This is a genomic window from Paenibacillus sp. cl6col, assembly GCF_900102125.1.
GTDB classification, from domain to species: domain Bacteria; phylum Bacillota; class Bacilli; order Paenibacillales; family Paenibacillaceae; genus Paenibacillus_B; species Paenibacillus_B suaedae.
Map to the genome: position 1 here is coordinate 49,684 of NZ_FNAZ01000001.1, position 23,946 is coordinate 73,629.

Genomic DNA, 23,946 nt, shown 5'->3' on the forward strand with positions numbered 1-23,946 from the left:
GATCAAAAGACCGATGTATCTTCTTTCATCTGCACAAAAAAACTCGCCTCCAGCAAGGAAGCGAGTTTTTTAATTATTTCAACAGTCTATCTGTTATTTCGGTTCAAGCTTCGACATGAGCGTCTTCATCTCATCAATCGGACGATTGGCATCGTATGGGTATCGGTTCAGCACTTCGAGCATTAATTTGTACCATTTCCCCTTGTTGCCGATCTTCGCCAGCATATCATCCATGGTAGCGATCAACTGCTTGTATTCAGGAATTTGCCCTGGTGAATATACCTCAAACTCGTAGAAAGAGTTGCCGAAGACGGTTGCCCGCTGGATGCCTTGGAACTTCACATAGCGAGCTGACGTCGTGTTAAATTCGAGAATGTCCATTTTACCCTTGGACTCAATGACTCCGCCTTCACCGGAAATATTTCTCCAGTTCGTCTTGTCATCAGATACAAGAAGCTGATACTTCTCCGCATAGGCGCCTTCCCACTTGATAATTACCTTATTGATATCCTTGACCTCTCCCAAGTCTACAAGGAACCAAGCATCATCCACATACTTGCTGGCCCAGCGAGTAGACGGATTGCCATCTACGGCCTTGTCGGAGGAATAGTATGGGAACTCTGGCTCCGAGGATTCCGTAGCCTTGTGCAGAGCCAGATTTTCCGTGCTGAGCAGCTCGATTGCTTTGTTGTAGATGACCACATTATCCAACATGCCCTTAAATGCGTTCGTCTCGCTTCCAATGCGAAGCGTCGGCAAGACAAGCGTATTCATCTTTGGATATTGCATTTCCAAACGTTCCACATACTCATCAATATTGACGAACAGGGATACACCCTTGTCATCGCCCTTCAGCAAGATATGGGTCCACTTGTCTTCCGGAACGACATAATTGAACGTGCTGTTATAATGCTCCTTGCTAAATCCGAGCTTTCCTGTGTTGCCCTGCTTCAATTTCATCGTACCAACAGGCGATTCCATCAAGACAGCGTCATCTGGATTATCCTTGTCCGGCTTGATCCACATGGACGCGGTCCAACCGAACCCAATCGCATCAACTGGCGTCTCGATGTAGCTCTTGCCGCCGTTGAAATGCGCCCCCTGTTCATATTTTCCTTCCGTTATATCCACATTGACTGCCTTGCCATCAAATCCATTGCCCGAGCCATCCTTAAATCCCTTCTCGAACATGTACTGCATAACGAGATTGTCTGGATTGTTTACTGTAATTTTGTGGGAACGATCGGCATTCGGCGCATCACCGATCACCTTTGTACGATTGTTAAATTGCGCAAAGGATTTATCATCGCGCGTTCCCGTCCACAGCTTCTCTGCCACGACCTGTATGCCAGGCAGCAATCGGATATGCGCATCGTCCATTGACAAGCCATTCGCTTCAGATACGTCATTCCACATGGAGAACATGCCGCCCTTCACGCGCGGATGGCCAAGTGGCAGCGATGTGTTCTCCCACTTGTTCGGCTCCCACTCATCGTACAGGAATTGCGAATTCAAGTAGTTTCCGTATAGGGTAGGCACAATGTACATGTATACATTCTGCGAGTTGATGACATCATAGCCGAGATCCACCGCCTGCTGTGGCGCACCGTATGGCTCATACCAGATGTCCATCGTTGCGTCATTGCTAATCGGCGTCGTTCCGGTATATTGGGTCAAGCCTCCCCACATGTGCGGGTGCTTGCCTTTGCTGTTAATATGCTTCACGAGTGTATCCATGTACCAACGGTAGCGCTCGATATCCGGACCCCAATATTCATCCGTGCCAATATGCACTTCTGGCCCGACGAATGTTGGGTCACTTCCATCTATATACTCATTGAATAAGTTCTTGATGAATTCCACGGTTTCCGGCTTAGAAATGTCCAAATGGGAATCGTCTCCAAGCGCCGGGTTGTAGGTCGTGAATGCGCGAGAATGTCCGGGTGTGTCGATTTCCGGGATGATATTAATGCCATAGTCCATGCCCATGAGCTGCAAATCCTTGAATTCTTGCTTCGTATAATGCCCACTGGCACTTGCAAGTCCAGGATACGTCGTGCTTTCTAAGCGGTATGCTGCACGTGTGCCATCTGCGAATGGCTCCCCGACGTCATCATTCAAGTGAATTTGGAACATGTTCATCTTGTACCATGACAACAGCTTCACATAATCGCGAAGGAAATCAACCGTGAAGAATTTGCGGGCTACGTCGATCATGAGTCCACGCTTCTCATACTTCGGATAATCCCTTGCTTCACCTCGTGGAATCGTCAAGTCCTTATTCTGCTTAATGATTTGGAGCGCTGTTCTCGTTCCGAAGAAAGCTCCCTTAGCTGAAGAAGAGGTAATGGATACATACTCCCCTACCTTGAATACGTTTCCTTCATCGCCAAGCCATGATAAAGAAGGATCAATCGACAGATACAAATCCCCAGATTTCGGCGTCCCAGAGACTACCGCAAGCTGGTATCCCGTCAGATCCAATACATCTGCGCTAGTCAGCTCTGCCGCCTTACGGAGCAAAGACTCATCCTTTGGATTGACTACAATTCGCGAAGATTTCTTTAACTGGAAATTGCCCGAATCCCCGTACCATTCGCACAGAGAAGGGATTACTTCCGGCTCGGAATTGCGATCCGATGTCTGCTTATGCAAGCCTGGAACGATTACGGGGATACTTCCTGACAGCAGCTTCCGGTCTGGATTATTCTGATCCTCCACCTGAATCATCAGATTCACCTTGGCGTCTACTAGTGGTGTACGGATGTTGCCTTCACGGTCGATGACAGGAACCCTGTCGCTACCAAATACACTGACGCTGTAGCCTTCCGGCACTCCTGCAGTGGACCAATCGAGCTTCGTCTGTCCGGCTTGCACCGTGAGCGCTGCCGTCACCTTGTCAATGACAGATTGCAAGTCATTCAATTGATACACCTCAAATTCAAAAAAGGAATAGCCATACAGTACTCCATCGACAGGAGCACGCTTCACACCTTGGAACTTCACATAACGAGCTTCGAGGGAAGGGAAATCAACCGTCTCCACACCGCCCTTACATTGGATGGAACCATCGTTGTCCTTCACATTCGTCCAATTCTGAGCGTCATCCGATACGAGGATCTTGTATGTATCGGCCGGCGTTTGCCAACGGATTACGACACGATCGAATGCTTTTTTCTCTCCGAGATCTACATAGAACCATTGATCATCTTCCTTCGCCGAAGACCATCTTGTATTCCCTTTTCCGTCTACAGCCAGCTCAGGCCCCAAATAATCTACTTCATTACCGGAGGAAAAGGCTGGCTTATGCAGAGCTAGATTCGTTCCGCTAAATGTAGCAGCCGCGAGGAGACGAGCAGCTTCCTCATTGGAGTCTCCAATCGGATTCGGAAGGATATTGCCGTCCTTGTCATACACGACATCTGTAACGCTCGGCGGAGTCCCATCACCCTTATCTGGTTTAGATAGGACTGAGCCTTCATCTTGATGCTCCACCTTTACATTCTCCTGCCCGTTTGGTTGAGCGTACGCCTTAGGCTGTACTACTGTAAGCGTCGAGGTCATAACAACCATCAAACTGAGCAGCATCGAAACCGCTTTCAAATACATAGATCTCTTCATTATTTCCCTCCATCTCATCTAGTTATCGGATAGCATAGTCCCTCCTTCTTCCTCCCTCCAATCTCATCTGCGCTCAATTTCGCAAACGCTTTCTTTTTCTTTCCTCTCTATCATATTACAAAAAAATGCAACTAGAAAGGAGGAACTTTCCAATTGCATTTCTTTTTTTGAATTTCTACTCCGGTATGAATCATTTTGCTCGCTGCTGTGATGCATGAATCGCTTGAGCAAATCGCGCTATTCCTAACCCAATTTCATCCTCATGCGGCCTTGCATACGTAAACCGGACATACCCAGGTTCTGAACCGTAGACCGTACCAGGATTATAGAGAACCCCTCGCTTTATGCTTTCCTCTAGCAATTTTGCATCAGGAATCGATGTTTTTACTTTGCACCATAAGTGCAGACCTCCTTGTGGAAGGGAATATGCCACCTCCCCTGGAAGTTCGCGCTGCAGCGCATCGATAAGCAAGTTCCGTTTCTTGAGGAGTTCCTGCCGCAGCCGTACCAAATGGCGGTCAAAATAAGTTTCCGACAGCAAACGTGCGGCGATCCGCTGTGGCAGCACACTCATTCCGAAGTCGATTTGCTGTCGTTCAGCAGCAAGCCGCGTGATAACAGACTGCGGGGCAACCATCCATCCGATCCGCAGGCCTGACGCTACAACTTTGGATAATGAGCCAATATAAATGACGGTATTGTTTGTATCAATCGATTTCAGTGTCGGCGGCGGATTGCCTGTGAAGGACGTCAAGCTGAACGGATCATCCTCTACAATGGGAATGCCTAGGTTGCCGCAAATCTCAAGCAATTGTTCCCGTCTAGAGGGGTCAAGCACACGGCCCGTTGGATTATGGTAATTCGGATTCACGAATATCATCCGTATGTTGTGCTCCCGATACAAGGACAATATCCCTTCCGGACATACCCCCTTCTCGTCTACAGGCAGCCGAAACAAGCGCAAGCCCGCCGAGTGAAACATAGGCAGAGAATAATAGTAGGAAGGATCCTCGATCGCGATCGCATCCCCAGGCTGAAGCAATCGGCGAGTTATTAAATAGAGCGATTGATGAGACCCTGATGTAACGAGAATCGATGATGCTGTCGTTCGAATGCCGCGATATTGATGTAAAGAAGTGGACAGAACCTCCCGCAGCGGCACATAGCCCTGAGGATCGTCATAGCTCATGTCCTCATGCAGCAGATGCTCGCTCAGAAGCATCCTCATCTCTTCATTTGGCGACAAATCGGGTGACAGTTCTCCGCTGGCAAAGTCTATACAGTTGCTGTCCGAATCCAGTGCGGAACGAATCAATTCGGCGTATACCGGATCAGGCTGGACTAGCTTGCAGCTATCTAAATATTGATGCCAATCTGGCGTTTGTTGAGAGTCTGCCCCCCACTTCGACTTGCTTACTCGAGTACCACTACCGACCATGCTTTCAATAATGCCTGCAGCACGCAGCTCTTCATAGGCTTGAACGATAGTGCTTCGATTTACATGTATTTGCTCGGCAAATTTGCGTTCCGATGGAAGGACGCTTCCCGGAGAAAATTCACCGTTATAAATGCTGCGCTCGATATATGCGGCAATCTGCTGATATAGTGGTTGATTGCTGGAACGATCCGGTTGCCACATGGAAATACACCTCTTGCTTTCTTGGTCTGTGATTTTTATCACATATAAATAAGTATATCATTGCTCTTCGTGATCCCGTACTGACCCTTTTCATCGAAACGTTGTCAACTCTGTGTCAGTCTCTTGAACATGGATGACCCCGCCCTGTTGAAATGGATGGCGACATCCCCTCCAGTCTGCTCTAAGATAATGCTGAACGTGAGAACTTCACTTGACTGGCTGCCAGTGCCATATGACAAGAGTATGTACGATGTGTGCAATGATGTGTGCTGCGATGTACGTACAGCCTCGTCAAGCTCATAACCTAACGCTTTTCTTAACGACTGAATCTTAACGAGTGTCACACTAACAGCACCACATAACGTGAAGACATTCACATTATTCGAATCTCACAGACCTTTTTCTTGTTGCACAACGATCACATTTTCATCACAAGGAGGCCTCTATGGATCAGGTCATTCTCGCGCGAATCCAATTCGCATCAACAACTTTATTCCACTACATCTTCGTCCCCATGACGATTGGACTGGCGTTTTTAATCGCCGTATTAGAGACGCTCTATGTCGTCAAGGGCAAGGAGATTTATAAGCAAGCTGCCTTGTTCTGGAGCAAATTATTTCTGATTAACTTCGCAGTTGGCGTCGTCACCGGCATTTTGCAGGAGTTTCAGTTCGGGATGAACTGGTCGAATTATTCCCGCTTCGTCGGTGATGTGTTCGGGCCATCGCTTGCCATCGAAGGTCTGCTCGCCTTCTTTATGGAATCCACCTTCATCGGCTTATGGGTGTTCGGCTGGGAGCGCTTATCGAAGCGCGTTCATCTCGCTTGCATCTGGATCGTCTCGATCGGTACCGTGTTGTCCGCGTTCTGGATCTTGACCGCCAACTCGTTCATGCATGCGCCTGTCGGATATGAATTCAACAATGGACGGGCAGAGATGAGCGACTTCTTCGCACTTATTACGAATCCGCAATTGTGGCTGCAATTTCCGCATACGCTGTTCGCCGCATTCGCAACCGGCGCCTTCTTCATGTCAGGCGTCAGCGCTTGGAAACTGCTGCGTGGACACAATCCGGACATGTTCCGCCGTTCGTTCCGCGTCTCGATTACCGTTGCCTTGATTTCGTCCGTCATCGTTGCCTACATTGGGCATGCACAGGCGCAGCATCTGCTCACTTCTCAGCCGATGAAGATGGCAGCGGCCGAGGCGCTCTGGGATACGAGTGAGGATCCGGCACCGTTCACGTTATTTGCCACAATCGATACGGAAAAGAAAGAGAACTCTTTCAAAATCCAAGTTCCATATATGCTCAGTCTGCTATCGTACAACAAGCTTAGCGGCAGTGTAGAAGGGATGAATCAGATTCAAGCACGCTATGAACAGAAGTACGGGCCCGGCAATTATATTCCATCGGTCAAGATGACGTTCTGGAGCTTCCGCATGATGGTTGCCGCAGGAGGGCTCATGTGCCTTGTCGGCATTTACGGCCTGATATTATCCCGCAAGAAGAAGCTGGAGCAGCGCCCATGGTTCTTGAAGCTGATGGTTGGCATGATCGCCTTTCCGTTCCTCGCCAATTCGGCGGGATGGCTTATGGCCGAGATGGGTCGTCAGCCGTGGGTTGTGTTCGGAGTTATGCGTACAGAGGACGCCATATCGCCGACAGTTACGGCGGAAGAACTTCTCTTCTCGCTCATTGCGTTCACGACCATTTATGCGGTACTCGCCATTATCGACGCTGTTCTCTTCGTCAAGGTGATACGTAAAGATGAGCAGATGGAAGAACCGGGGGAAGAAGATATGAAGAATTACGATCCATTTGATAAGGAGGTAAGGCATGCTATCGCTAAATGAGTTATGGTTCATGCTCGTCGCCGTGCTGTTCGTCGGCTTCTTCTTCCTTGAAGGATTTGACTTCGGCGTAGGCATGGTCGCCAGGTTCCTCGGGAAGACGGATCATGAGCGCCGCATCATTATCAACACAATCGGTCCTTATTGGGATGCGAACGAGGTATGGTTAATTACGGCCGGGGGGGCTATGTTCGCTGCCTTTCCGGAATGGTATGCGACGATGTTCAGCGGTTTCTATATCCCGTTCGTCGTGCTGCTGCTGGCGCTTATCGCGCGCGGTGTCGCGTTCGAGTTCAGGGGCAAGATGGATTATGGCGCTTGGAGGAAAGCGTGGGATGCCGCGATTTTCATTGGTAGTCTGCTGCCTCCTTTCCTATTCGGTGTCGTATTCGCCAATATCATTCGCGGTGTGCCGATTGACGGGAACAAAGAAATGGTCGGGAGTGTGTTTGACCTGCTGAACGGATATTCCCTCGCTGGCGGTGTGGCCGTAGTCATGATATGCATTCTGCACGGACTCGTCTTCATTACGCTGCGAACCACCGGCAACCTGCGGGAGCGGGCACGGAAGGCAGCTCGCGATGTCAGCCCGGCAGTTGTCATCGTCCTGCTGCTGTTCGCCATGATGACATATGTCAGCACTGATATTTATACGGTTCATGGCAGAGGTTGGCTTATCCTGCCGCTGTTAGCTGGGGGCGTATTGCTCTTGGCCATGTCATTCATTAAGCGTGAGCGGGATGGACTGGCGTTCGCCATGACAGGGGCCGTTATCATTCTATCGGCCGTGAGCATGTTCATCGGCTTGTTCCCACGAGTGATGGTCAGCTCGATCAGCCCTGAGTTCAATCTGACGATTATGAATGCGGCTTCCGGCGCTTACTCGCTGAAGGTGATGACATATATCTCGCTGACGATTCTGCCGTTCGTGCTCGGATATCAAATTTGGAGCTACTACGTCTTCCGCAAGCGGATCGATGATAAGGAGCATCTGGAGTATTAATAGGATTCTCGAATCAATACGCAAAATAATGAGTATTTCACCAATTACTATAAGCTTGCTATGCTCGAACCGTTACCTGAAAAAGGAAGGGTTAGAGTGAACTCGCGAAAGCTTGGTACAAGCGGATTATCTGTGAGCGAGATTGCTTTTGGGAATTGGATAACTCACGGCGCCCAAGTGGACGTTCATGCAGCCCAGGCTTGTGTACATGCTGCGCTGGAAGCTGGGATCACTACATTCGACACCGCAGATGTGTACTCAGATACACGGGCAGAAGCAGTGCTTAGACTCTCACGCTTTGATTCCATAACGTTCACGCAATGTATGGATAACCTCGTGCACTTGCTCTGGCTCTGGGAGCCACAATCCTGAGGACGCTTGTTCGAGACAACGCTCGGACTGGCGTTCTCGGATCACTTGCTTGACAGATTCAATAAATACGTGAGCCGCCCCGCCGCCAACAGTGCTGCCGAGCGAAGCCAGTTCTTCCAGACTGCCTGTCTTATCTTCGGTCACAACAGGATGATCCGGTTGCACCTCACCCAACGCAGCACGCTCATAGAAGGAGCGGACGAGCTCGGCGCTCTCCTTGCCCGAACCCCCGCAGATGACGAATGCCTGCACGACAAAGGCATGAGCTTGACGCCGCTGTGCAATGCCGCAAAACTTGATGCCGCCAATGCTGAGATCAAAATCGCCAGGGCAGTATGCGCCATCGATTTCACCCTTGTCGATCGTGTAGCCCGTGTTCTGCAGTGCAAGCTTGATCAACTGATACATGCGCTCATAGTCCGATCGGAAGCATTTGTCGCCCATCCCTTCCTTCGGCAAGATCAGGGAAATGTTCACAACGCCCAAATCAAGTGGTACGGCCGCCCCGCCCGTGCTGCGGACAGCCGTCGAGTAGCCAAGCGACTCTAGCCATTGCTGCGCCTCTGCCGCATGCGGCAATCTGCTGTCACGCAGTCCCATCACGAAGCCCCGCGGATGACGCCACAGGTGACATACAGCGGGCCCTCCCTTGCCAGTATGTCTGCACAGCAGCTCGTCCAATGCAAAAGGATACAGAATATCAGACTCCTCCAGATGCTGCGTGCGATCCAGCACGAGGATATTGTCTAGTCCCTCTCCCATATGAAATGAAGCCGTACATTCCGCCATTTCCGCATCCCCCTTATCGATCATAAAAACCTACCGAACCTTTATACTCATCGGATTCCTAGAGTACGGATCAACAACACTATGCGTCATCTTGACCAACCATTCGGAATTACCGGGCTAATTCTGAATCTATCCAATCTATAGGTATCTTAACATGGATGAGTTCGTTACGGAAAATAAGAGATTCATCGCTAATGCCCCTGACTTTTGCACCTTTGCTAGACTCGTAAAAAATCCCTCCAAAGGATGGGTGACGCCCGTATGGTATTTGAACGAAGAGCGCCATGCCCGCCAAAGCAATGGGCGTTTTTTCGTTTCTCTAGCATTGCCTAGGAATCTCGTAAATTTCATAGAAAAAGCCCCAAATAGGACTTTTCCTTGTTTAGTTTCTTATCTGGAGATTCTGTACGTCATCGTACATACTTCCGTAAATCCATACGAATACAGTCTTACAAACCGATATGCCGGTTGCACTTGCAGGGTCAGATTCAATCTCAACCCGAGACTTGCCGTCTGGCGCTGTATAGTCCGAAGAGAATTTACGGTACATAATGGTTTTGCCTGTAACTGCGTTTTTATGGGAGGTAACCGAGAGCTCGAATGTATCTTGTTTTCAGTTGCCGCCCGTCTTCTCCAGTGTAACAGTCGTTACATGCTTGTTATTGCTATCGTAGATACGCGCTGCGGCCGTCTGTGCGCCCTTATATTGCTTGTTACTATGATAGATACATTCATAGCATCTCCTTTGGTCTGCACAACAACGGGGATTGTACTTTTTTTTAATTCCCCTCGAAGAAGTTATGAAACTTTCGAATATTGCGAGATTTAGATAAAAATGGTATATTGGTAATATATTACTTGGTTTATTTTGTATCAACTTCATCAATTATCACTAATTTGTAAGTGTTATCATTTTTGAAGTGTTCATAAGTTACAAGATAAGTTTTACCTACAACTAAAAGATTTTGAGTATTAAAAGTATCAAGAATTAATTTAAATGATTCTGCTTTAGCATCTAATGGGTTTTTCACAATAGCCCATGGCTCATTACTGTTAGTTTTAGTTCCTTTTTCAATAATTTCAATAAAAGATGTAGTGTGAGCTGGTGAACTGTAATTTCTAAACAGGAAAAATAAAACGGCAACTATTAATGCTCCAGTTAAAATCAACTGTAAGGACTTTTTCTTATTCATCAAGTTTGTTCTCTCCTTTCAGTTATTTTATACAAAGGAATCAACTTCATAATTGTTTTGAATTAGGTTAATTGAATATACAAGAATAATATCGCGATTGCTGTTCCAGACGGCTGGGAAGTTCAGTCTGGAAAATATGCGTGTGCAACTCAAACATATGATTACACAATTGCCAATGGATGGCAATGGACAGCTCCGGATAGTTCAACATGTAATAATGGACAACCAGTTCAGTATCACATGTATGGGGCAGCCTGGGAATTTAATAGCACAAAAGTTGCAGTACCTGGTTTTAAATTCAAAGGCACTTCCAAACTTACAATGAAAAAGAAGAATAGTACAGCGATAAACCGTGTCGTAGGAGCATATAATGAAGCAAAGAGTAATATTTTTGGAAGTTATAGCGTAACTATAGCATTTGGTCCAGCATCTGTTTCTTTCAGTCCAAATTCCGGTTCTAATAGCTACCAACAAATCGACCTTACTTGGTGATTAGGCCAAGTTCATTTCTTGATACGGCTACGCTATGTTATCGGCAAAGACAGAATTACGGCTACTGACGATTCGGAGCCGTAATTGCAGGAAGCCCAAGGGTGGAAATCCCCGGGCTTCTTTGCGATCTGCAGTACATTTGTATTACTTCATCCCGAAACCAAAAGAGTGCATACCCTCATACACTACATTGTGAAAAAATCGGTTTCGGGTATAACGCCATTATCCCATCTGTCAGCAGAAAATATGGTATTAGACTGGGGCAAGAAAATTAAGTCCTAGACTGTCGCTGTTTCATTGAACTTACGAACCTGATCGAATATTACTTTTTAGGGCACTACTTAGCTATTTATAGACATATCTTTGTCCAGTGTTAATTCATGAAATGATTTCACGCGTAGTTGTAAAAATGGGGTGAACAATAATGTACAAGCCGAAGCTAACAATCCAATGCCACCCGCAAATAAAGCGAACCGCAAACCCATTGCCCCTCCTATCATCCCCCCAATTAACGAACCAAGCGGCAATGAACCCCACGAGATAAATCGAAATGTAGCATTCACGCGACCTTGCAGGGCATCGGGAACAATGACTTGACGTAAACTGATGGTACTAATGCTAAACATGGAGACACCCATTCCGAAAAGAAGCTGTCCGAGCATCATAATCAACGCAATACTTAGTTCTGATCCTACTGCTAATGGAGCAAGTAAACCGCCACTTGCTGCGAGCGTAGCGGAACCCACAATTGTTGGACCTACTCCATAACGACGTACAGCCCTTTGGGCAAGCAGAGAACCAAATAGGTACCCTACTCCTAGCGTTCCATAAATGATGCCAAGAATGCTTGCACTGATTTTAAGTTCTTGCGATGCATATAGAACATAAACACTAAAAATAACATTCCAGGAAAGGTTAAAGACTGTTGAGCAGCGTACCACTCCCCACAGCAACGGTTTGGTGTAAACCGTATGCAGCCCTTCTTTCATTTCCAGCCACATGTTTTTTTGTTTTTTCGCATCTGTCACAACTGTCTCCAACTTGCGAATCCGGGCTATGTACACAGCGGATACAAAAAAGGATACCGACGTGAACAATATTGCAAAAGGAGCGGTGATTAACTGTTCCAGTCCGCCTGATAAACCCGGCCCAGCAATTTGTGCGGTAGATTTACTTGTCTCTAGTTTGCTATTCCCATCAACAAGCTGCTCCTTGCTCACAATGGAAGGCAAAAAGGATGTATAGGCAACATCAAAGAAGACAGTACAGATACCAACTATGAAGGCTACCAAATATAGAACTGTAATATTCAGGAATCCGGTTGAGGCTGTCAGCGGCACAATGAGCAGTAATGCACCCCTGAAAAAGTTAGCGGCAACAAGAATTGGTCGCCGGGGAAATCTGTCTATCCATACACCAGCGAGCAAACCGAAAATAATAAATGGCGCATACTCGGCAAAACCAAGCAACCCCATTTGCATAGGACTGGCCCCTAAATAGAGAGCTGCCACTAATGGCATTCCTAATAATGCAACCTGAGTCCCAATCTGTGATGCAGTTTGCCCAATCCAGAGCCTGCGAAAATCTGTGTTCGTTAACAATCCTTCCACCTTGTTACTCATGCTCGTTCCCCCATTCTTCGACACAACGAATTGCCATTCGAATTTGCATGTGTAGTATAGGGGAATTTATGTTTCAAGATCATGCGCTTTCATTATCGCAAATAAATAAGCAAAAAAAAGAACCGCTTAGCTATGCCGCTAAACGGTTCTTATTCCTACATCTGAATCGATTCAATCATTTCATGAACGGCATTCTGCCATTCCCCTTGCTCATTAGCTGGAGCGCTAAATTGAATTTCAAGAAGAGCTCCATTTAGTTCCGCCCAACCGAGGAGACGATACATGTCTCCCTTCTGTGAAGGCATGATGACTTCATTGACTGCAATGTGCTTCCCATGAACGAGCAACGTTTCATTTTTCAACCACTCTAGCTTTTCTCCTTCACTGTCTTGTTCCAAAATCATCTTCATCTTTAATCGTGCCTCATCGATTCCAGCATCGGTCACGAGCTGTTCTGAATCATGCTGTATCTCAAGCTTAACTTTCTTGCTGCTATCCATATAAACAAGCTTCGAGTTCGAAGTCTCATTCGTTTGCGCCTCTAACCCCTGCGGTAGCTTCAATGACATCAAATTTGAGAATACGTGAATTCTTCCTTCTTCAGGAGCCTCAGTTTCCGCAGTCTTATTATCTTGTTCTGGTTGCCCCTGCGCCTGCTCCTCCTGCGGCGGAGTCAAAGAGACGTTCTTGGTCTCACCAGCATTCTTCTCCTTGCTGCCTGAGAAGCTGCAAGCAGACATGCTGACTGCTGCCGAAAGCACCAACAGAACCATCCGCTTTTTCAACCTGTTTCCATCATCCCTGTCCCTTCGCATTTACATCTCCCCCCCTCCGCGTCTATTCATTTAAAAAGGTCGTTACACGGTTTGCGATCAACTCCGCAACTGCTTGGGCCGATTTTTGACCGTTATAGTAAGCCTTCGCTTCTTCTTCGATAATCGATTGAACTTTCGAATTATCCATTATTGCGGTGTTCGAATCGGCCAGCATCTGCTTGACCATGTCAATGTCTGCCTTCTGAATCTGGATTGCGGATCCCGTTGGCGATTCGACAGTGCCTTTGTCCTCAAGCTTCTTGAGCATCTTCTCGTTCACCTTTTTATTGACAGAGAACCCTTGCAGGCCAGGCATGGTCTGTATTTCCTCAGACAATAAGAACTTCATGAAATCCCATGCTTCCGCCTGCACCTTCGAATTCCGATTCATCCCTAATTTCTTCAATGTCGCGAAGGTGCCTCCGGCCTGCTGCCCAGCCGCAAGCGGCTTGCGATAAATCTTCCCTTGCTCATAGAACATCGCTGGCGTACTGAAATAATCTTCCGGCGAAGTAATCAAATTAGGTGCAAAAAAATAATCTCCTGCGTTCACTGCCGCATCCGTCACTACCTTCTCCGCATACATCGTCTTCACTTGCTCCATCAATCCGACAAATGCACTGGCATCGAAGCTGGCGGGGCGCTGCTCCTCATTGACAACGCGAGCATAGTTATCAGCGAGCAGAATGTTCAACATCCTCTCAGGCGGCGTATTCCCCAACGAATACGTGTGCCCGCCGGACGCTGCCAAACGTTTGCCTACTTCCGTAAACTCTCCCCATGTCCATGTGCTGTCATCGAATGTTACGCCGGATTGCTGAATTGCCTTCGCATCGCCCATAAGACTGTCCATGGAAAACCGCAGAGGCAGCGCATAGAGACCTCCTCTCATCTTGGCTCCGTCCAGAATGTTCATCTCGTACGAATTAGAATCAAAGGCAGGGTCCTGCTTCATAAGTTCACTCAAGTTCATCAGCGCTTGCTTGTCTACGTATTTCCCAATCGGCAACCCGCTCACATTCAAGTCAATCAAATCGGCCCCTTTACCGGACAATAGCTCTGTAGTCGTGGTATTCACATACTTCTCCGCACTTCCTTCTTGATTGGAGCCTCCCCCTTGGCTGTATTCCTTGATTTGAATATCCACATTGGGATGCTTCGCTTCATACATCTTCTCAGCCTGAGCATACACAGGATCAGCTCCGGATACGGATACGACAACGACTTTCTTCCCGTCCCGTCCCTGCTGCCCTTCTTGCTTCGCCTCATCAGCCTGTTTGCCGGCACATGCTGCCAATGTCATCGCTATTGTTATTGCTACGAACAGACTACGTACACTCCTTTTTCTCACCCTGAATCGCTCCTCTCCATTCTTCATGGGATCGTTGCGCGCTCAGACGCATTAGATCCTTACACGTTGACCATCTGTTAATGGCTCACTGCTCTCGACAATAATCTGGGTTTTCGGGTATACCCCTTGTACCAGCGTTTCTTGGCCATTCGTCCCCCCTAATTGAACGGTAAGCTTGCTAGCAATAAAAATATTGCCCAGCGGGCCGGATTGCTCTTTGATAACAAGCACATAGCTGTCCTTCCCGGCCTGACGAATCGCTTGGTTCGATACGAGCATGCCTCCATCGCTCTTCTTCGTTTGTGTTAATTCCACACTTACGAGCTCATTCGCTTGAACATTCGGATGTTGAACCTTCACAATGACCCGTTGACTCGCATTTGCCTGAGATGCATTCCCTTCCGCTTCCCCTTGGAGGGAAGCCCCTCCATTAACGCTGGTCATCGGTCGAATGTCGGTAATGCTTCCTTCAACCGGAACATTTGCCTCCTCATGCTCGATTTGCACGCGCATCTTTTCCCCGGTACGCAATTCCCGGCCGAAGGCATCCGGGATGACAATTTCGAATTGATATCCTTGCTGCCTATTCGCCAAGCTGATATCTGCCCCTCCGCTTCCTGAAGGCAGCTTCGGCGTCGCTAGTACTTGTGTCACAACACCGTCAAAAGGCGCGATAAGGCGTCTGCGTTCAATCTCCTCCGACTTCAACGTGCTCAATTTTCGCTCTTGAACACCAATCGCTAATCGCGCACGTTCCAATTCCCGCTTCGTGCGGCGCGCCTGCAACTCGTCGTTATTTTGTACGGCTTCAATATAAGCCTCCTGCAAGTCAGCTAACGATAGCCGCTGCCCTGCAAGGCCCGCCTGTACATCCAGAATTTCCTGAGCAGCAGCAGGATTTTCATAGGTGATTAATGTCTGCCCCTTCGCTACGCGATCCCCCTCTTTTACATGAACATCCTTAATAAACCATTCCGCCTTGTTCGATAAATCGATATGCTGCCGTGGCATCAGCCGGGCCGTACCACGCCACGTGGTTACCAGCTCACCAACCCTTCCTTCCTCGGTTCGCACCTTTGGCAAATGTAACGTCAGCAATGTATTGCTCGCCAGGGTAAGGAAAAGGAGCAAGCTAAAGAAAAGGCCGGAGAGCCACACGATTTTTCGTTTTTTTCTTGCATCCAGCGCTGCTGTGAACCCTATAGCCATCCTGTCCCTCCTTTCATGAGCTACCCTTTGATCCCCGACATTTGAATCCCTTCGATAAAATAAGATTCCGCATACAAAAACAGGAGAACCATGGGCGTCATATAGATCATCGACGCGGCAAAGCCGATGCCTTGTGCTTCCTTATGAATTCTGGATAAATAGAGCGATAATGGCTGCTTGAATGCTTCCTCCAGGAAAATCAGGGGCTGCTCGACCATATTCCAATAATCGACGAACAGCAATACGATCAGCGCCGCAATCCCCGGCTTCATCAGAGGCAGCATAATTTGATAGAAAATACGATAATGACCCGCGCCATCCATCTGAGCCGCTTCAACCAGCGCATAAGGAATCGAGAGCATAAATTGTCTCAGCATGAACACACCGAATGCCGCGAATATCCCTGGCAATATAATCGCGCTAGCTGTATTCATTAGTCCCAACTTGTCAGCAATAATATAATTCGGAACCAAGGTCACTTGGAAAGGCATCAGCATCGTCAGCAAATACACCCGAAACCATCCTTCTCTCCCTCTGAACCGGAGTTTGGCAAAAGCGTACGCTGCCAGCGCACTGACAACGGTCTGTCCCGCAATAATTCCCACGACCATCGCGACGGAATTCCATAGCATGAACAAATACGTCGGCGTATCTAGCAAAACGCTCCCATACTGCTCGAAGGACAGCCAATCCGGGATAAGCTTCAGATTCACGAATACAGCAGGCTCTCCTTGCGTAACGACTGGCATTTGACCCACTAGACCGTAATTGCCGCGAATTTCATGCTCCGTCATCAGTGAATTTGTGAAAGTTATCACAATTGGAAATAGCATGATAAGCCCGATGCACGCCATTACCAGCGTGAACGACAGGTTCCGAATGAACCCCCTGTTCTTCATTCTTCCTCCTGTATCACTCCATAAATTGGGTGTATCGTTTCTCTATCCGAAGCAGAATCGTCACGATGATAAAGATAACGATCACCATAAGCGTCGCAGCCGCAGACAGCTTCTGTACATCCAGTCCGAGAAACATGTTGTTCATGTAGTGCTGAAGTGTATAGATGCTGTCACGTGGGTAATCTCCTGCGATCAGGTACGTTTCACGAAATATCTTGAATGTATTCATAATGGACATCAAAACGACCAAGACCATCGTTGGGGTCAAGTAGACAAGTGTAATCCCATAACATTGAAACCACTTGCCCGCCCCCTCCAATTCAGCCGTCTCATAATAATCTCGTGGGATGCTCTGCAGCCCTGCAAGGAATAAGATGATGTTGTAGCCGATATGCTTCCACAGATAGAACACGGAAATAACGCCTCTCGCCCAGTCCGATTTCATCCAATCTATCTGTTCAAGCCCGGCAGTGTGCATCCAGGCGTTAAGTGATCCATTCCAATCAAACAGCACTTGCCACACCATTACGACGGAGGCAACGGGTACAACTAACGGCAGGACATAAGCCATTCGAAGAAATTGACGCAAATAGAGATTCCGGTTCAGCACGAGCGCGATTCCAAGTGACAGCACTAGCATCAGCGGGACATTCACTACTGTGAACCAGAACGAATTCAAGGCGGCTTTGCGAAAGGAATCACTATTCAATAGTTCCTCATAATTGGCGAGTCCCACAAATGAACCGCCAACCGTTCGATCCAATACCGAGTAGACCAGCCCCATCCCAAACGGGATGAGATAGAATAAAGCAAAGCCGATGGCGCTCGGCAACAAGAACGTTAGAGCCACCATGCTCTCTCTTCTGCTGATACGATTTCGCCTCATGACTTCTCTGAAGGGGAGAATGCTACACTCATGCCTCCATCTTGGAGGTTCACTTGGAACAGCTTCTTGCCATCCTCAGCACGCTTGTAGGTGACGATGGGTTGCCCTATTCCTTGCGCTTCATCCCCATGGGCTCCTGTCATTTCAGCCTCATATCCATCAATAGGCACATCCAATTGCTTCAAGAATGCATTGGCTATCGCAATCGCTTCTGATTTCTGCAATTTCGCAGCATGCGCAGCGTATGGCTCTAAACCAATCGTTTGCACAAAATGAATTTGCCCTGTATCCACATCAGCATTGACTACAATCTCTTGATGCGGCTCCGCAAATGTCTTTCCTTTTTCCATTAAAATGATATTAAAGATATGGATCTTTTCTCCGGCTCTGATTCCCTTGGTAATTTGCGCGTTTGCGATGTCGAAGTTCTTCGTCTCAGGGAACCCACTGTAAATGCGCGCAAGCACTTCTTGTGCCGTTTTATTGCCGCTAATCTCATCCGCATATAAGTTCGTAATGACATAATCTGAATCCGCATCCTTCGTGACGAAGTTGCGCGCATCTTCTGTCCCAGATAGATTGAGCAAGGTGCGAATCTGTGCCGCTACGGTTGGACCGGTATAAATGATAATTGGCGCGAGGAGTACAACCGCAAGAACGCATGCTACCATACGAATGTTCAGATTTGATTTTGATGTTTCATTATTTTTTTCATTGCGATATCGCTCGTAAGAAGCTTCTTGAATGCGCTTCTGCATGTCAGATGGATTTTCCATTGCTTCCGCACAATCCTGAAGCTTATCGCGCAGTTGTTGTTCAATGGACATAAAGTTCCTGCTCCTTTGCTGATTCTAGATACGGGCTGAGCTCGCGAAGCTTCCCTAGTGCAGCATGATGCCTGGATTTGACCGTGCCCACGGGAATGTCCAGCAATTCAGCGATTTCATCGAAGGTATATTCGTGATAATAGCGCAGAATAATCACCGCCCGAAGCTTGTAGGATAGCTGGTGAACCATGGTCAATATCTCCTGATGGGTCTCGGCCTCCAAGATCCGGCGATCCGAGAACAGATGCTCTTCCCTCTCCAAGAGCCTCTTCTTCTCGAAGATTCGGAACCTTCTCCAGCTTTTGGTTCTCCACTTTTGTATTTGCTTCAGCACAATGCCATGCATCCAAAATCGGAAGGGGCGATTCGCATCGTAATTGCCGATGGATCGCCACAGCTGAAAATAAATCTCGTTCATGACATCCTCTATCTCATTTTTTTCCGTCATCAAAAAGACAACAGAGCGGTAGATTTCGGGGAATGACCAATCATAGATCACTTGGAACGCAGACGAATCCCCTTCCTTCATCCGTTCAATCCAGTGCTCGATATTGATATCTTTCATGAAAAAAGGGCCCTCCTTGGTAAGCTTACAACCTATATTGCCTCGATCATCTGAAAAGGTTCGGTACTTTTCTACTTTTTTTCTTTGTATTCGATTATATCGCTAATGAAGCCCTGCGTCGTCGTCGGATTCACACAGTTCAAAAGCAGCAGCGCATTAAGAAAGCAACATATCGGAAGGTTTTCATCTCGTGCTTCGTGCATACACGGACGGAGCATGGCAAGAACAGAAACCAAAAGGCGTGCAAGAGAAAAAATTCTTCTCATACACGCCTTTTTCATCTTTGTTCATTTCTCTATCAGATGCTGGATTAATTAAGTGCTGGATTATAAGGTACGAAACTTCAGCTTGGTGCAATCGATAAGGAACGAATACGTTCTTGTCTCCTTGGCTCCTTTTACGGATAATGCAAGCGACAAATTGACAATATCTCGATCCTGCAAGCCTTGATTGCGGATCCAGCCATGCAGTTCCTTCTTCGGACGAATCGTCTTGTTCGCAAAGTCCGGATTATCCGATGCAATTTCGACCTCTTCTGCCGTTCTCCCTTTCACGCCGATGTTCGCTTTAGTTGCTACTTTTTGCAAATCAAGTGTAACCTTGTCTTTATCCGAATTGTTTGTAATCGTTACTTCGAAGTCTGTAGCCTTTTCCGTAACCCGAATCGAATGAACCGTAACCTCTATATCGTTCACCGTATAGGTTACTGGCAGCTCGTCCAGCTTCTTGTCGCTGCTGCCAGAATTCGCTCCCGGCTTCTTACGATTATGAGTCTTGCCCTTTGACATGCCGCCATGATCGATAACGTCTGTACCGGCATTCTTTGGAATATCTTTATCCATCGGCGACATCGTTCGATTACCCATTGCCCCCGACAGTTCTCGCACTGGAAGTTGATTATCTATCGATACAGACAGCTTCTTTCCTTCCTCGTCAAGTCCGTACTCCTCAGCATAGGCTATTATCGCTGAAGTACCGAATGCGATTCCCGTAAACAAGATAGCGCCGCATAAGAAGCCTATTTTCCATGTCTTCATGCTGTATCGTTCCCCTCGTCTCTTTCTTCTTCTCCCGATGCCGATTCGCATATCACTCATTTATTCGACCATTCACATCGTGCTTCCATCCGTTTATCCTTATTGCCCGCTCCATCTCTCAACATGTATCACTAAGGTTTCATCCTGCTCTGCCTTATAGCTGCGTTCGACACGAGCCCCCGCTCCATCTACCTCCACGATTCCGTCTGCTCGACTCACTTGGAACAGCCAATCTGTATGCAGCGGGATGCGCAGGCGTGTCGCATATGCATCCGTGTTCGGATCGTACGTCAATGGGAACCAAGCGTACAGCTTGAGATCCTGCGGCGTACCAGGCGGCACATGGACAATGATCTCCAAGTCAACATGCGTACTGAGCTCCTCCACGATTCGCAGTGGCATCGAGGCTTCACAACAACCTTCAAATTGCACCGTTACTTCCGTAACGCCCGGGCGAAGCGGAATAACCGTACCATCATCCCGAACCTGCGCGATTTGCTCATCCTCCACACGGTACGCCGCACGAAGCGCTGACATCTTGAAGCCGGAATCGAACTCGATAATCGGATTCAGCCGGCACAGAGGCCCTGCGATCCCGACCTCTTGATCGCCATGCAGCGTAAGAGAGCAAGCCTTGCCGCGCTTGCCGAAGAAGTGAATGAGCGGTGCAGACACCCTCGCCGCCCAATCTTTCTCAACGTGAGCCGCTCCAGGTTCATAGAGATAGACAAGCTCATCATCTGCTTTGTAGCCAAGGCTAAGCAAACTTTCCGCTGCTTCGCGCACATGCTTCTCCATGACCAGCAGCCCTTCACGGCTGCCGACATCGATCCATATTCTCATGGGTGACTGCTTGGTGGTAAAAGTATGGTACAACGGCACTTCTTCCAACGTTTCAGGATAAACGCAATACAAGTAAGGCGAGATAATCCCCAGCATGCTGAATACGTCAGGACGCCGCAGCCCAATATGATACGTCACCTGTCCGCCCCTTGAAGAGCCCATTAAGGCCGTATGCTCCGGTTCTGGTCGCGTGCGGAATAAGGCATCCACATAAGGCTTGACCTCTTCAATCAGGAAGCGCTCATACTGATGGCCTCGCGGTTGGACTGAAAACTTGTCGTCCTGATAACGAACGCCCTCCAAGTCATGCGTGAACTCATCTGCCCGCTCCATCCCCATATTCGGAATGCCGACAATGATGATCTCTTCCATACGCTGTTCGGCAATCAGCTTATCGGCGGCAGCATGCACGTTCCATGAATAGCCGTTGAAGGCCGGATGAAAAATATTTTGACCGTCATGCATGTATAAGACTGGATACCGCTTGTTCGAATCTTGTTGGTAGCTCGGAGGAAGATAAATGAACAGTTCTCTATCGTTGTTCAGATGTTCCGAGTGAAATGTTTCAACGCGCAGTATGCTTGATCCGTACTTCGTGTTCATCGCTCCTCCACCCTTTCCGCCGCTAGATCAATCCAATTCTCGACTTCGTAATACAGCTCCAAACCATCAGTAACCGTAAATTTGCGATATGGCACTTCTTGTCCGTAACGATCCGTCTCATGTTTGCCCAAGCCACGAGAAATCCGGAACTCGAACGCCATATCCCGCGGCACCTCGAACGTGCCTCCATATTGCCCTTCATCGATCATTGGCAGCTCAATCCCTGCATACAGCCTTTCGGTAGGCGGCGTATTTTCGGGTACCTTTACGACCAACGTAACTGCAGCCTTCTCCGAAAGATATGGAATGACTGTAATATCTGCATGTGCCGTGAGCTGATCATGATGATAGATCACGCGCGTCTTGCCCGACCGCTTCGGAATGAGCGTTCCATCCACGGTTACTTCTAGGATGCGGGGATCGGCCACTTCATACCGAGCGTTCAAATCCGTCATGACAAAACCGCTGTCGTAATGAACGACCGCATTGAACCTTAGCGTCGGCCCCAGAATTCCGACTACATGGGAACCGTGCAGTTCAGCATGTACAGGCATGCCGATATCTCCGAAGAAATAAAGGAGCGGCGCATGAACCCTTGCGGCCCAATCCTTCTGCGCGTGTCCGGAACCGACGGCATAGTAATACATCAGATCATTCCCTGGCTCATATCCGATCCGAACGAGCGTGTCTACGACCTGCCGCACATGCTTCTCCATAACGGTAAAGCCTTCCGCATCACCGACATCCATCCAGATCTTGAGATCCTTCTTTTCCGTATAGATATGACTTAGCCAGCGATCCTCCATCGTATCCGGATTTACGCTAACGACGAACGGACATAATGCCCCGATCATGCCGAACGTATCCGATTGGCGAAATCCGATATTGTAGGACACCAAGCCGCCAGCGGATGACCCCATTAAGGCAGTGTGCTCCTTGCCTGGAAGTGTACGGTATTCTCGATCGATATAAGGCTTCACTTCCTCTACGAGAAACTGCTCATACCGCTCACCTTGGTTCGCTGTGTTGAATAGGTTGTGCCCATCCGGATTCGCATGCATGTACTCCGCAATCCGTGCATCTTCGATATGGGAAATGGCAACCACGATGATTTCCTTCATCCTGCCTTCGGCTACAAGACGATCAACCGTAAGATGGACATCCCAGGAGTCTCCCTTGTGATCCGCGAAAAAGGCATGCTGCCCATCGTGCATATAGAGCACGGGATACCGCTTCTGTTCGTTCGTCCGATAGCTCGGAGGCAAGTAAATAAATACTTTTCTTCTATTAGATAAGATCCTCGAATAAAACTCGTCGATCTCAATAAGACGTGATGAATCCACTACGCATTTCTCCTCATATATTGATCTACGAGGAGACTGGTAATTTCAAAAACTTCTCCTCGTGCACATACTCCACATCATCAATAAAGCTGTTCATAACGCCTACAAATGAATCGTATCTACTCAAGTCGAAAGTGACCCTCTCTGTATCTTGACCGAGAATTTCGGGACAGTGGCACGTGCACCATGCAATCAAGTTGGGATGGACTTTGGCGGCTTCATTGGCAATAAATTCGTTCAGTACGATGCCCGGTTGGCCATCGAACTTGGTCAAGAAGGACTCCATCCCCTGGCTGTGTTCATATACATGAATCCGTTCTTCCGGCAAACCCGATGCCTGCTTGATGACATCCATCCATTGGTTATTGTTGTAGCGATCCATGATAAGAAACTGCGGAGCTTCATTCAGCAAATCGCGCGATCGTTGAAAGCCCGCTTCCACATCAGGCATAATTTTATGAAAAAGCGAGTCTTCAATATAACTGTCCACGACAAACACGGGTATCCCGAAGCCAAAGTAGGGCGTAATCGTCGCAAATCGCTCCTGATCCACATTGATTAAAAATACGCCGTCCAAATTCCGTTCCATAATAACCTTGTATGACGGTTCCGTATTGTCGATTTGCATATAAATAACATGATAGCCAAGCGCACTGCATTGCTGTTCGATCTTGCTTATGGTCTTGGCGTACTTCAAATCTGACCCAAGGCTTTGTTGATCGTCCTTGAATACCAGAATTCCAATCAAGCCCGACTTCTTTACTTTTAAAGAGCGGGCTGTTCGGTTCGGCACGTATTTGAGCTGCTGCGCGATTTTTAACACCTTGACGCGCGTCTCATTCGAAATGGATTGATTCTTAACGTCATTCAATATATAGGACACAGTAGCAATGGACACACCCGCTGCTTGGGCGATATCTTTTATCGTTGTCTTCTTCATCTTATTCGACCTCGCTTGGCTTAGACTTAAACGTTTAAGCCAATT

The 23,946-nt window shown here is 47.9% G+C and carries 18 protein-coding genes and 1 pseudogene; 3 read left to right on the top strand and 16 right to left on the bottom strand.

Annotated features, from left to right (window positions below; genetic code table 11):
- Window positions 1-93: 93 nt before the first annotated feature.
- A complete protein-coding gene (locus tag BLS15_RS00180; RefSeq protein ID WP_090509290.1) occupies window positions 94-3,621 on the bottom strand; it encodes a discoidin domain-containing protein in 3,528 nt (1,175 codons plus the stop codon).
- A gap of 190 nt (window positions 3,622-3,811) precedes the next feature.
- Window positions 3,812-5,260, bottom strand: coding sequence for a MocR-like pyridoxine biosynthesis transcription factor PdxR (locus tag BLS15_RS00185; protein ID WP_021253963.1), 1,449 nt, complete (start codon window positions 5,258-5,260; stop codon window positions 3,812-3,814).
- Window positions 5,261-5,705: 445 nt separating this feature from the next.
- Between BLS15_RS00185 and BLS15_RS00190 the strand changes: the two genes are divergently transcribed.
- The 3 genes and pseudogenes from BLS15_RS00190 to BLS15_RS00200 form a co-directional block, all read left to right on the top strand.
- Window positions 5,706-7,115, top strand: coding sequence for a cytochrome ubiquinol oxidase subunit I (locus tag BLS15_RS00190; RefSeq protein WP_021253964.1), 1,410 nt, complete (start codon window positions 5,706-5,708; stop codon window positions 7,113-7,115).
- The gene (gene cydB / locus BLS15_RS00195; RefSeq protein WP_028531896.1) at window positions 7,099-8,115 is read left to right on the top strand and encodes a cytochrome d ubiquinol oxidase subunit II; all 1,017 of its coding nucleotides are present in this window, start codon (window positions 7,099-7,101) and stop codon (window positions 8,113-8,115) included. Before BLS15_RS00190 ends, cydB begins: the two co-directional genes overlap by 17 nt.
- Window positions 8,116-8,211: 96 nt before the next feature.
- A pseudogene (locus BLS15_RS00200) lies at window positions 8,212-8,400 on the top strand (aldo/keto reductase); the annotation flags it as partial.
- A 6-nt stretch (window positions 8,401-8,406) separates the two neighbouring features.
- Here BLS15_RS00200 and BLS15_RS00205 read toward each other — a convergent pair.
- From BLS15_RS00205 to BLS15_RS00280, 14 genes are all read right to left on the bottom strand, one after another.
- Entirely contained in the window at window positions 8,407-9,276 is an 870-nt protein-coding gene (locus BLS15_RS00205) for a lipoate--protein ligase family protein (protein ID WP_028531895.1), read from the bottom strand.
- Between the two features lie 863 nt (window positions 9,277-10,139).
- Entirely contained in the window at window positions 10,140-10,469 is a 330-nt protein-coding gene (locus BLS15_RS00215; protein WP_028531894.1) for a hypothetical protein, read from the bottom strand.
- Window positions 10,470-11,302: 833 nt separating this feature from the next.
- Window positions 11,303-12,583 (bottom strand): MFS transporter, encoded by a 1,281-nt coding sequence (locus BLS15_RS00225; protein WP_028531892.1) that lies wholly within the window; start codon window positions 12,581-12,583, stop codon window positions 11,303-11,305.
- A 155-nt stretch (window positions 12,584-12,738) separates the two neighbouring features.
- A complete protein-coding gene (locus BLS15_RS00230) occupies window positions 12,739-13,398 on the bottom strand; it encodes a hypothetical protein (protein WP_028531891.1) in 660 nt (219 codons plus the stop codon).
- Between the two features lie 22 nt (window positions 13,399-13,420).
- Window positions 13,421-14,749 (bottom strand): ABC transporter substrate-binding protein, encoded by a 1,329-nt coding sequence (locus BLS15_RS00235; RefSeq protein ID WP_090509295.1) that lies wholly within the window; start codon window positions 14,747-14,749, stop codon window positions 13,421-13,423.
- A 51-nt stretch (window positions 14,750-14,800) separates the two neighbouring features.
- Entirely contained in the window at window positions 14,801-15,958 is a 1,158-nt protein-coding gene (locus BLS15_RS00240) for an efflux RND transporter periplasmic adaptor subunit (RefSeq protein WP_028531889.1), read from the bottom strand.
- Between the two features lie 20 nt (window positions 15,959-15,978).
- Window positions 15,979-16,857, bottom strand: coding sequence for a carbohydrate ABC transporter permease (locus BLS15_RS00245; RefSeq protein WP_028531888.1), 879 nt, complete (start codon window positions 16,855-16,857; stop codon window positions 15,979-15,981).
- Window positions 16,858-16,870: 13 nt separating this feature from the next.
- Complete coding sequence (locus BLS15_RS00250; RefSeq protein WP_254777258.1) at window positions 16,871-17,743, bottom strand: carbohydrate ABC transporter permease; 873 nt, start codon at window positions 17,741-17,743, stop codon at window positions 16,871-16,873.
- Window positions 17,740-18,570, bottom strand: coding sequence for a hypothetical protein (locus BLS15_RS00255; RefSeq protein ID WP_028531886.1), 831 nt, complete (start codon window positions 18,568-18,570; stop codon window positions 17,740-17,742). The genes BLS15_RS00250 and BLS15_RS00255 overlap by 4 nt, the downstream gene beginning before the upstream one ends.
- On the bottom strand, window positions 18,560-19,135 hold the full coding sequence (locus BLS15_RS00260) for a sigma-70 family RNA polymerase sigma factor (RefSeq protein ID WP_028531885.1): 576 nt from the start codon (window positions 19,133-19,135) through the stop codon (window positions 18,560-18,562). Before BLS15_RS00260 ends, BLS15_RS00255 begins: the two co-directional genes overlap by 11 nt.
- 326 nt (window positions 19,136-19,461) lie before the next feature.
- Window positions 19,462-20,172, bottom strand: coding sequence for a hypothetical protein (locus tag BLS15_RS00265; RefSeq protein ID WP_021253975.1), 711 nt, complete (start codon window positions 20,170-20,172; stop codon window positions 19,462-19,464).
- Between the two features lie 99 nt (window positions 20,173-20,271).
- On the bottom strand, window positions 20,272-21,618 hold the full coding sequence (locus BLS15_RS00270) for an alpha/beta hydrolase (protein WP_021253976.1): 1,347 nt from the start codon (window positions 21,616-21,618) through the stop codon (window positions 20,272-20,274).
- Window positions 21,615-22,961, bottom strand: a complete 1,347-nt coding sequence (locus BLS15_RS00275) for an alpha/beta hydrolase (protein WP_021253977.1) — start codon at window positions 22,959-22,961, stop codon at window positions 21,615-21,617. Before BLS15_RS00275 ends, BLS15_RS00270 begins: the two co-directional genes overlap by 4 nt.
- Before the next feature lie 25 nt (window positions 22,962-22,986).
- Entirely contained in the window at window positions 22,987-23,901 is a 915-nt protein-coding gene (locus BLS15_RS00280; RefSeq protein ID WP_090509299.1) for a LacI family DNA-binding transcriptional regulator, read from the bottom strand.
- Window positions 23,902-23,946 lie beyond the last annotated feature (45 nt).

Excerpts from the sequence above, each read along its gene's own strand:
- BLS15_RS00255 (WP_028531886.1), bottom strand. The coding sequence starts at position 18,570 with ATGTCCATTGAACAACAACTGCGCGATAAGCTTCAGGATTGTGCGGAA.
- BLS15_RS00225 (WP_028531892.1), bottom strand. The coding sequence starts at position 12,583 with ATGAGTAACAAGGTGGAAGGATTGTTAACGAACACAGATTTTCGCAGG.
- BLS15_RS00180 (WP_090509290.1), bottom strand. The coding sequence starts at position 3,621 with ATGAAGAGATCTATGTATTTGAAAGCGGTTTCGATGCTGCTCAGTTTG.
- BLS15_RS00240 (WP_028531889.1), bottom strand. The coding sequence starts at position 15,958 with ATGGCTATAGGGTTCACAGCAGCGCTGGATGCAAGAAAAAAACGAAAA.
- BLS15_RS00190 (WP_021253964.1), top strand. The coding sequence starts at position 5,706 with ATGGATCAGGTCATTCTCGCGCGAATCCAATTCGCATCAACAACTTTA.
- BLS15_RS00280 (WP_090509299.1), bottom strand. The coding sequence starts at position 23,901 with ATGAAGAAGACAACGATAAAAGATATCGCCCAAGCAGCGGGTGTGTCC.
- BLS15_RS00265 (WP_021253975.1), bottom strand. The coding sequence starts at position 20,172 with ATGAAGACATGGAAAATAGGCTTCTTATGCGGCGCTATCTTGTTTACG.
- BLS15_RS00185 (WP_021253963.1), bottom strand. The coding sequence starts at position 5,260 with ATGTGGCAACCGGATCGTTCCAGCAATCAACCACTATATCAGCAGATT.
- BLS15_RS00250 (WP_254777258.1), bottom strand. The coding sequence starts at position 17,743 with ATGAGGCGAAATCGTATCAGCAGAAGAGAGAGCATGGTGGCTCTAACG.
- BLS15_RS00215 (WP_028531894.1), bottom strand. The coding sequence starts at position 10,469 with ATGAATAAGAAAAAGTCCTTACAGTTGATTTTAACTGGAGCATTAATA.
- cydB (WP_028531896.1), top strand. The coding sequence starts at position 7,099 with ATGCTATCGCTAAATGAGTTATGGTTCATGCTCGTCGCCGTGCTGTTC.
- BLS15_RS00205 (WP_028531895.1), bottom strand. The coding sequence starts at position 9,276 with ATGGCGGAATGTACGGCTTCATTTCATATGGGAGAGGGACTAGACAAT.
- BLS15_RS00230 (WP_028531891.1), bottom strand. The coding sequence starts at position 13,398 with ATGCGAAGGGACAGGGATGATGGAAACAGGTTGAAAAAGCGGATGGTT.
- BLS15_RS00245 (WP_028531888.1), bottom strand. The coding sequence starts at position 16,857 with ATGAAGAACAGGGGGTTCATTCGGAACCTGTCGTTCACGCTGGTAATG.
- BLS15_RS00260 (WP_028531885.1), bottom strand. The coding sequence starts at position 19,135 with ATGAAAGATATCAATATCGAGCACTGGATTGAACGGATGAAGGAAGGG.
- BLS15_RS00270 (WP_021253976.1), bottom strand. The coding sequence starts at position 21,618 with ATGAACACGAAGTACGGATCAAGCATACTGCGCGTTGAAACATTTCAC.